This window comes from Nocardia sp. NPDC004722 (genome assembly GCF_053601505.1).
Map to the genome: position 1 here is coordinate 1 of NZ_JBSGBY010000343.1, position 9048 is coordinate 9048.

Here is a 9048-nt window from a genome sequence, read left to right on the forward strand (position 1 = left end):
CGCTCTCCGATGCCGACGGTCACGTCGATGTTGTCCTTGAACTCCGCGGCACGAGCGGGCCACGACACCAGGCCGCGGTCGCCGCCGGGCATGTCACCGGCGAAGAAGTTGAGCCCGATCAGCTGCACGCCCGCGTCCTGCACGGACGCCACGAACGCGTCCACGTCCTTGTCGGCCGGGACGGCCTCGGCGAAGGGCCACCAGAATTCGATGGCGTCGAAACCCGCTGCCTTGGAAGCGGCGGCGCGCTCCAGGATCGGCAGCTCGGTGAACAGCAGCGAGCAGTTGACCGCGTAGTTGAGCGAGTGAGTCATGGAATCCCTCCAGTCGTTTCCGCAGAGCGTCTTACGAGCTTCTGCCCTATTTTCCGCAATGCGGAAATGTTTTTCTGGGATATGAAAATGCTAATGCTCCCAGAACAATCCCGTCAAGGAGTCCCGGGAGCTACTAGCCAGTACTGTGCGGACCTACGAGGGGCGGATGTCGTCCTCGAGACGATCGCCCAGTTCGTCCTTCGCATCATCGGCCGCCGCGAACACCGAAGCGCCGGGCTTGTTTCCACGCTTGATCTCGTTCAACACCAGGTTCAGCACGATCGCCGCGATGGCTGTCGCCGAGATGCCGGAGTGCATGACGACTCCGATACCGGTCGGGAACTTGTCCCAAAATGTCGGTGCGGCAATGGGAATCACGCCCACTCCGACCGCCACGGCCACCAGGACCATATTCAGGTTGTCGGTGAAGTCGACCCGTGCCAGCGTGCGAATACCGCTCGCCGCAACGGAACCGAACAACACGATGCCCGCGCCGCCGAGGACGGGATACGGAATCCCGGCCACCACGGCTCCCACGACGGGGAACAGGCCCAGCAGCGCCAGCACGACACCGCCTGTCGCGACCACGAATCGGCTCTTGATGCCGGTGAGCGCGACCAGCCCCACGTTCTGCGCGAAGGCAGAGCACGGGAAGCTGCCGAACACCGGAGCCACACCCGAGGACAGCATGTCGGCCCGCAGACCGGCCGCCACCCGCTTGGAATCGGCTTCGGTACCGACGATTTCGCTGATCGCGAGCACGTCGGCGGTGGTCTCCACCATGATCACCAGGATCACGATGGTCATGGACACGATCGCGCCGACCTGGAAGGTCGGGCTGCCGAAGTGCATGATCGGCGGCAGCGCGAAGATGTCGGCCTTGCGGACCCCGGAGAAGTCCGTGTGGCCGGTCGCCGCGGCGATGATGGTGCCGATCACCAGGCCGATGAGGATCGACAGCCGCGAGATCGCGCCCTGGAACAGGCGGCTGATCACCAGGATGATGACCAGGGTCAGCCCCGCGAAGCCGATATTGCCCATCGAGCCGTAATCGGCGGCCTTGGCGTTGTTGCCCATCGCCCACCGGAATGCGGTGGGCAGCAACGAGAGTCCGATCACCGTGATGATCGTTCCCGTCACCACGGATGGGAAGAAGCGGACCAGCTTCGCGAAGAAACTGGACAGCACCAGGCCGATCGCACCCGCGACGATGATCGCGCCGAAGACCGGCCGCAGCCCGCCCTCCTGCGCGATGGTGACCATCGTCGAGACGCTGACGAACGAAATACCTTGCACGATCGGCAATCTGGAGCCGACCGGCCCGATGCCGAGCGTTTGCAGCAGTGTCGCCAGACCCGAGACGAACAGGCCCGCTGTCACCAGCAGTGCCATGTCCGACGCCGAGAGCCCGGCCGCACCTCCCACGATGAGCGGCGGTGCGATCACACCGCCGTACATCGTCAGGATGTGCTGAGTTCCGTAGACCAGGGACTGCCAGAGCGAATAACGCTGGTCCTCTGGACGAGTCACGGTCACTTCCACGCGGCTATGGCTATCACCCATCGCCGCACCTCCTACTAGCTGTACGAAGAAGAACTCAGCGCGGTGCTGATCAGCAAAAGCCGGGGATGGCGGTCCAGGCATTACCGGCGTCGCGCGCGTCGTCACGCTCGACGGTGGCCTCGATGAGGCCGTACGGACGGTCGGCGGCGATGAAGACCTCGCCCGGGTTCTCCAGGGCGAAGGGGCTCAGGTCCACCAGGAAGTGGTGCTTGTTCGGGGCCGAGAACTTGATCTCCGCGACCTCGGTGAACTGCTCGAGCACGGCGCGACCCATCGAGTAGAGGGTCTGCTGCAGCGCGTAGGAGTGCACCACGGCGAACTGGCGCAGCAGCACCTTCAGGATGGCGTCGTAGGTCTTGTCCCAGTCGACGTCGGTGTGGTTGTAGCGCCACTGCGCCACCAGCGAGGTCGCCATGATGCGATCGTTGGTCGGCTGCAGGGTGGTGTACTTGTCCTTGAAGAAGCCGTGGAACTCCGAGCCGGTGCTCTTGAGGAGTACGAGGTCCTTCACGCCGGAGACGATGTGCGCCACGCGATCCGGGCCGACGCCGTCGACGTTCGCCACGGTGGTGCGGATGCCCTGGTTGGACTTCACGAACGAGTGATCGTGCGGCTGGCCGTCGACCTCGATGCGATCCCAGGAGTACTCCTCGACCTCGATGCGCGCACCGGTGGCGGTGGGGGCCCGGGAGATGAAGTGATCCGCGAGAGTGAGGGCGTACTCCTCGATGGAGTGGATGCCCTTCTCCTTGGCGAAGGCGAAGGCGGTGTTCTTCTGGGTGTCGGTGGGCAGCACGTCGGCCTGGTCACCGGTGATGTGGGCGTCGGAGAACTCACCGCGCAGCGAGGTCGAGACGTTCAGATCGCGGATCTGGTGGCGCGGGGTGTCGCGGTAGACGCGCACGACGCGGTTCTCGGCCTTGCCGTACTGGTTCTGTCCCAGCTTGATTGCCATGTGAGTTCAGCTTCCTCGGTAGGTGGAATAGGCGAAGGGGCTCATGAGCAGGGGCACGTGGTAGTGCTCGCCCGCTTGCCCGGCGACCTTGAAAGTGATCGAGACCGACGGGTAGAAGTACGTCTGATTCGTTGCGGCGGCGTAGCTTTCGATGTCGAAGGTGAGGCGGTAGTTACCGGCCTCTAGACCCTCGGGGCCGAGATCCTTGATCCGGCCGTCGTCATCGGTCTTGCCCGCGGCCACGTCCCGGGCTACCGGGGTGACCTGCTCCAGCCGCACCTCGACGCCGGCCGCGGGCTTGCCCAGCGCGGAGTCGAGGATGTGCGTCGTAATGGTGCTCACGCGTCGAATACCTTTCGCAGTCGGAGAACGGCGATCTTGCGGAGTTCCTCGGCGACCACGGCCGCCTCGGTCGCGTCATCGTTGGTGAGGCGCGCGGTGAGGCTGCCCAGAATCTGCTCGGCCGACAGGCCGGTCGCGCAGATCAGGAAGACCCGTCCGAAACGCTTCTCGTAGGCGAGGTTGCCCTCCAGCAGCTGCGCGGCCACGGATTCGTCCTGGCTGACGCCGGACTGTTCCTGACGCGACCACGCGGAGTGGGTGTCGCTGCCCTGGACCCGATCGCCGATGCGGGGGTGTGCCGACAGTGCGCGGTCGACCTCGTCGGCCGGCAGGGCTCCGGCCAGCTTGTCGGCCTGGGCCAGCACGCCGTCGATATCGGCGTAGGGCCGGGCCGCCAGCACGCCGTCCGCCCAGCTCGGGGCGTCACAGCAGGTCAGCAGGACCGGCAAGAGTTCTTCACTCGCTGTCGAATTGAATTCGACCAACGTCACCATTGGCGCTACCTCTCTCGGATAACGGAAGGGTGATTCCGCTACGGGTGAAGCGTGTCACGGGCCACAACAGTTAGTCAACATTTTGTTGAAAATATACGGAAACTGCTGGTCAGGGCGCTTCGCAAGCCGGTTTTGCACTTGCCAGAACATTGCTGGCTCGGTTCTTGAACAGCTGGTTGAGCACCAGAGCCGTCACACAGCCCGCGCTGATGCCCGAGGCCAGGATGATCGAGAACGGGCCCGGCAGACCGGCGTAGAAGGACGGGGCCACGGTCGGGGTCATGCCGATGAACAGCGAGACGCCGACGATCAGGGAGTTGATCGGGTCGCCCAGATCGGCCTTGGCGAGGGTCCGGATGCCGCTGGCCGCGACCGTGCCGAACAAGACCAGACCCGTGCCGCCGAGGGCGGGCTTGGGGACGAGTTCGACCACCGCGCTCGCCACCGGGAACAGGCCCAGCAGGACCAGCAGCGCGCCGCTGACCGCCACGACGAAGCGGCTGTACATGCGGGTCAGCGCGACCAGGCCGACGTTCTGCGCGAAAGCGCCGCAGGCGAATCCGCCCATCACCGAGGCCAGCATGGTGCCGATGCCCGCGGCGCGCAGGCCGCCCGCGATGTGGTGTTCCTCGGCCGGGCGCTCCACGATCTCACCCAGCGCGATCATGGTGGCGGTGGATTCGGTCATCACCACGAGCATCACGATGCACAGCGAGACGATCGCGCCGATCTGGAATTCGGGCGCGCCGAAGTGCCAGAGCGGGATGAAGCCGACCAGAGCCGCGGAGCGCACGGGAGCCGTATCCAGCAGTCCCAGTGGCCAACCCAGCAGGGAGCCCGCGATGAGACCGATCAGCAGGGCCAGCTGCCGACCGAAGCCCTTCAGGAATCGGTGACACAGCAGCACGACCACCAACGAGAACGCGGCGACGGCCAGGTTCTTCATCGGCACGTGCGCCTCACCCATCGCCCCCTCGCCCGCACCGCTGATCCAGCCGAGCGCGACCGGCAGCAGCGACAGGCCGATGAGCGAGATGACCGTGCCGCCGACGATCGGCGGGAAGAACCGGTGCAGCCGTGAGAAATACGGGGCCGCGAAGACGGCCATGGCACCGGCCACCAGGGTGGCGCCGAAGATGACCGGGAGCGCCTTGCCCGGCGCGGCGTCCTTGGCGATGGCCAGGATCGGGCCGACCGCGGCGAACGAGCCGCCGTTGATCAGCGGCAGCCGCGCGCCGAACTTCCACCAGCCCAGCGACTGCAACAGCGTGGCCAGACCGGCCGTGAACAGGCTCGCGGTGATCAGCATGACCGTTTCGGGAGTGCTCAAACCGACTGCCGCGCCGACGATCAGGGGCGGTGCGACGACCCCGGCGACCATGGCCGCGATGTGCTGCAGGCCGCCGGCCACCAGTTGGAACGGCGGGGGTACGACATCGACCGGATGTCGGCCGGGTGCTTCAGCCGCGCGGCTCGTCTCCATTGGCGCTACCTCTCTCGGACAGCGGAAGGGTCATTCCGCTAGACGAGAACAGTGGCACGCACCACAAAGCAGGGTCAACAATCCGTTGAATATATATCTGTCGGCCGATTGGGTCGCTAGGCCCGTTCCCGGTTGAGGTAGTTGTAGACCGTGAAGCGGGTGACGCCCAGCGCCGCCGCGACCGTCTCCGCGGACTTGCGGAAGGTGAACGCGCCCCGCTCTTCCAGCAATCGCACGGCACGCTGCTTGTCAGCGCGCGGCAGCCCGGTCAACGGACCGCCCAGTTCGACGGCCACGTCCTCCAGGATCTTCTCCAGGCCGCCGAGAGTGTCAGGTTCTGGCGCGCCGAAGCGCACGCAGGCCAGCGTCTCGCCCTCCCAGACCACCGGAATGTCATCGGCGGCGGCCTTTTCCGGGGCCACCAGGCGGCCGCCGGTCTTCTCCAGAATCGGGGCGAGGGTCACCAGCACCGGGTGCGCCTCGCCCGGCGAACGTTCAGTCATCCGTCTCGACCTGCATCGTCACTCTCGTCGCGCCGTGGGCGAAGGCGGTCACCATGATCTCGCCCAGCACCGGCAGTAGTTTGTCGTCCGTCCCGGCCACCGAGGTGCCGAGCGGACCGAAATCGCATTCCAGACCGGCCGATTCGGCGAGGTCGAGGGCCGCCAGCGCATGCGGCGGCGCCTCCCCTTCGCCATGGAACGGTTCGGTCGTGAACTCCGCGCGTAGCCGCATGGGGCTCAGGCTACTATTCCGGCATTCGGAAAAGTGAAGGAGGACTTGGAGTGCCCGCAGCAAAGGGACCCAAGGCCGGTACCGGCGGCGTGCAATCCATCGAGCGCGCCTTCGGTCTGCTCGAACTCATGGCGGACGAGGGCGGCATGATGGGGCTGTCGCAGCTCGCCACCCAGTCGGGGCTGCCGCTGCCCACCATTCATCGGCTGGTCCGCACCCTCGTCGATCTGGGCTACCTGCATCAGGAGCCGACGCGCAAATATGTGCTGGGCCCCAAGCTGATCAAGCTCGGCGAGAGCTCCTCGCAGATGCTGGCGGTGCTGGCGCGGCCGCATCTGCAGCGATTGGTCGACGAGCTGGGCGAGTCCGCGAACATGGCCATGCTGGACGGGGATCAGATCGTCTATGTGGCACAGGTGCAGTCGCGGCACTCCATGCGCATGTTCACCGAGGTCGGCCGCCGCGCGCTGCCGCACTGCACGGCCGTGGGCAAGGCGATACTGGCCGGATCGCCGCCGGACCTGACGCGAGAACTGTTGGCGCGCACCGGAATGCCGCGCTACACCGACTCCACCATCACCGAGCCGGACGAGTTCGCCCGGCAGCTGACCGAGGCCGCCCGGGTCGGGTACGCCATGGACGAGGGCGAGCAGGAGCTGGGCGTGCGCTGCGTGGCGGTGGCGGTGCCCAAAGCACCGGCGCGGCTCGCGATCTCGGTGTCCGGTCCGGCGGGGCGGATGACCGACGAGCTGGTCGACCGGGCCGCGCCGCTGCTGACCGAGGTGGCCGAGGCATTGTCCGGCGACCTCCAGTAGCGCACCGATAGCCCGCAGCTATCTCACCGGCGGTTCACCGTCGATTGCCAGGCACCGGGTGCGTAATCGACGCATAGAGCTCGCGAAAACTCGCGGACCAGGCAATTCGAAAAGGATTCCGCCATGACGACCCCGGACCCCGGCGCTACGCCCGACGAGCCCCGAACAACCGAGATACCCGCGGCGACCGCGGCACCCGCTACTGCCCAGCCACCGGCGCCGGTCCGGCCCGCCAACAATATCGGCTGGGCCGTCGCTTCCCTGCTGTTCTTCTGGCCGCTGTCGTTCTCGGCGTTCACCCACGCGCTCAATGTGTTCCCGCTGTGGAGCGAGGGTGACGCCGACGGGGCGCGGCATGCCTCGCAGCGGGCTCGCTACCTCGGCATCCTCTCGCTGTGGATCGGCGGTGCGCTGTTCGTCGTGTTCACGGTGCTCTACGTCGTGTTCATGCTGGTGATGCTGCATCACGGGCATCATCACCACGGTGGCGGCTGGGGCGGCGGCGGGCGCGGCCCGCGCATGGTTCACCCGTAGCGCTTGCGGCCCGGGAACGAAAGTTCCTGGGCCACACTCATTTCCACATTGGCGGGTTCGGCACATATCCGAATGGGCTCCCGTTTCGAATCAAGCTGCGGTAGGCATCGATGTTTCGGAATGAGGTTCCCTATGGGCACAGAGCAGCCCACCCGCCCGGTTCGCCCCATCTCTCACCGCGTGTCCCGGTTCGCCGTCGCCGCGGCCCTCCCCCTGACCCTCGCCTTACTCGGCACCACCCCCGCCCTGGCCGACGAGGTATCAGTCCCGGCCACCCAACCGGCGGCCGATATCCCCGATTCGCAGATCCGCATCGGCACCATTCAGCTCGAGCAGCCCTTCTGGCTCACCGCCGAGCAAACCCAGCAGATCAACGCGACCGCCGCCGGGGCCGAGACCGCCCTGACCCAATCGCTCGAAGCGGCCGGTCTCGACCCGGCGCGCGCGACACACATCGCCAAAACAGTGATCGGTGACGCCGCGGTCGGCGGGGCAGTCGGAGCCACCGCCGCCGCCCCGATCGCGAGCACCGGAGCGGTCATCGGCGTGGTCTCCGGCCTGATCGCCGGCCTCCCCTTCGCCCCCATCGGCCTGGTCGTCGTCCCGGTCGTCGGCGCGGCACTGGGCTACGCCATGGTCGCCGCCCCATTCGCGGCGCTCGGCGCGGGAGTCGGCGCGGCCGTGGGCGCGGTCGACGGATTCGTCACCCCCGCCCCGACACCAGAGCAACCACCCCTCTGACGCGCCGGTCGCCAGCCTGAATTCCATTGCGCGACCACAAGTTCCAGCAATGCGCACAGCTCGCACCGTCGCCGGTCGTCCAGGACGGCCGGCACGGGAAGCGCACGCCGCATCAACTCGATCAGACGTACCGATCGGTTTGATCTAGTAGATTCCGGACGGACACCGATAGAACCGTTTGCCTAGGCAAGGGAGTCACGGTGATGAGCGAGTCTTCTCGGCAACGGGTGTGCGCGGCGCTGGCCATCGCGCTCGCCGTGGCCCTCAGCGCCTGCGGATCGAGCGAGGATCACAAATCTCAGCCGACGGCCTCCCCCGAGTCCGCCCAGATCACCGACGTCGTGCGCGGAAAGCTGGGCGAACTCGGCCTGAGCGCGGCCGTATTCGGAGTGTGGCGTGGTGACGAGCAACTCGCCCTCGGCGCGGTGGGCGACTCACCGCTGGGCGTGCCCGCCACCTCTGACATGCGGCTACGCGTGGGTCAGCCGATGGAGCCCATGGTCTCGACGGTGCTTTGGCATCTCGACGAGCAGGGCGTCGTGGGCCTGGACCAGACCATCAACCGCTGGCTGCCGGATTTCCCGCGCGCCGATCGCATCACCCCGCGCATGCTGGCCGACAGCACCTCCGGCATCGCCGACTATGTCACCGACCCGGAGTTCCTGAAACGCTTCGCCGACAACCCGTTCCACACCTGGACCGGCCAAGAGCTGCTCGACCTGGCGAATGCTCGACCGCCGCTGTTCGACCCCGGCACCAGCTTCGCGTACGCGCACAGCGATCTGGTCGTGCTCGGCGAGGTGTTGCAGAAAGCCACCGGCAAACCCCTCGGCGACCTGATCCGCCGCTATGTGCTGGATCCGCTGCGCATGCGCGACTCCGAGGTGGTGCTCACCGCGCGCATCGACGAGCCGGTGCTGCACGGCTACACCACCGAGCGCAAGGTCTTCGAGGACGCCACCAACTGGAACCCCACCGCTTTCGTGCACAGCGGCAATCTCAACTCCACGGTGACCGACGTCGGCCGCTGGGTCCGCGCGCTCGGCAAGGGAGAACTCCTCTCCGCCAAGCA

The 9048-nt window shown here is 66.7% G+C and carries 11 protein-coding genes and 1 pseudogene; 4 read left to right on the plus strand and 8 right to left on the minus strand.

The features are described 5' to 3' along the window. The 8 genes and pseudogenes from ACWELQ_RS28415 to ACWELQ_RS28450 all read right to left on the minus strand — a co-directional run. Positions 1-314, minus strand: a pseudogene (locus ACWELQ_RS28415) (hydroxypyruvate isomerase); the annotation flags it as partial. A 153-nt stretch (positions 315-467) separates the two neighbouring features. Continuing rightward, positions 468-1844, minus strand: coding sequence for a nucleobase:cation symporter-2 family protein (locus ACWELQ_RS28420; RefSeq protein WP_452400102.1), 1377 nt, complete (start codon positions 1842-1844; stop codon positions 468-470). Between the two features lie 82 nt (positions 1845-1926). After that, on the minus strand, positions 1927-2832 hold the full coding sequence (pucL, locus tag ACWELQ_RS28425; RefSeq protein WP_452400103.1) for a factor-independent urate hydroxylase: 906 nt from the start codon (positions 2830-2832) through the stop codon (positions 1927-1929). Positions 2833-2838: 6 nt separating this feature from the next. Further along, entirely contained in the window at positions 2839-3183 is a 345-nt protein-coding gene (uraH, locus tag ACWELQ_RS28430) for a hydroxyisourate hydrolase (RefSeq protein ID WP_452400112.1), read from the minus strand. Beyond that, positions 3171-3668 carry a 2-oxo-4-hydroxy-4-carboxy-5-ureidoimidazoline decarboxylase gene (uraD, locus tag ACWELQ_RS28435; RefSeq protein WP_452400104.1) on the minus strand — a complete coding sequence of 166 codons (498 nt, stop codon included), beginning with the start codon at positions 3666-3668 and terminating at the stop codon, positions 3171-3173. Before uraD ends, uraH begins: the two co-directional genes overlap by 13 nt. 109 nt (positions 3669-3777) lie before the next feature. Then, on the minus strand, positions 3778-5151 hold the full coding sequence (locus ACWELQ_RS28440) for a nucleobase:cation symporter-2 family protein (RefSeq protein ID WP_452400105.1): 1374 nt from the start codon (positions 5149-5151) through the stop codon (positions 3778-3780). A gap of 116 nt (positions 5152-5267) precedes the next feature. Beyond that, a complete protein-coding gene (locus ACWELQ_RS28445) occupies positions 5268-5654 on the minus strand; it encodes a helix-turn-helix domain-containing protein (protein ID WP_452400106.1) in 387 nt (128 codons plus the stop codon). Continuing rightward, on the minus strand, positions 5647-5886 hold the full coding sequence (locus tag ACWELQ_RS28450; protein WP_452400107.1) for a thiamine-binding protein: 240 nt from the start codon (positions 5884-5886) through the stop codon (positions 5647-5649). The genes ACWELQ_RS28445 and ACWELQ_RS28450 overlap by 8 nt, the downstream gene beginning before the upstream one ends. 50 nt (positions 5887-5936) lie before the next feature. On the opposite strand from ACWELQ_RS28450, the gene ACWELQ_RS28455 reads away from it, so the two are divergent. The 4 genes from ACWELQ_RS28455 to ACWELQ_RS28470 all read left to right on the plus strand — a co-directional run. Then, positions 5937-6701, plus strand: coding sequence for an IclR family transcriptional regulator (locus tag ACWELQ_RS28455; protein ID WP_452400108.1), 765 nt, complete (start codon positions 5937-5939; stop codon positions 6699-6701). A gap of 123 nt (positions 6702-6824) precedes the next feature. Next, positions 6825-7235: a CD225/dispanin family protein gene (locus ACWELQ_RS28460; protein ID WP_452400109.1), complete on the plus strand. Its 411-nt coding sequence runs from the start codon at positions 6825-6827 to the stop codon at positions 7233-7235. A 132-nt stretch (positions 7236-7367) separates the two neighbouring features. Further along, positions 7368-7976 (plus strand): hypothetical protein, encoded by a 609-nt coding sequence (locus ACWELQ_RS28465; protein ID WP_452400110.1) that lies wholly within the window; start codon positions 7368-7370, stop codon positions 7974-7976. A gap of 203 nt (positions 7977-8179) precedes the next feature. Then, positions 8180-9048 (plus strand): serine hydrolase domain-containing protein (locus ACWELQ_RS28470; RefSeq protein ID WP_452400111.1); only part of this gene is annotated, 869 nt, incomplete at its 3' end.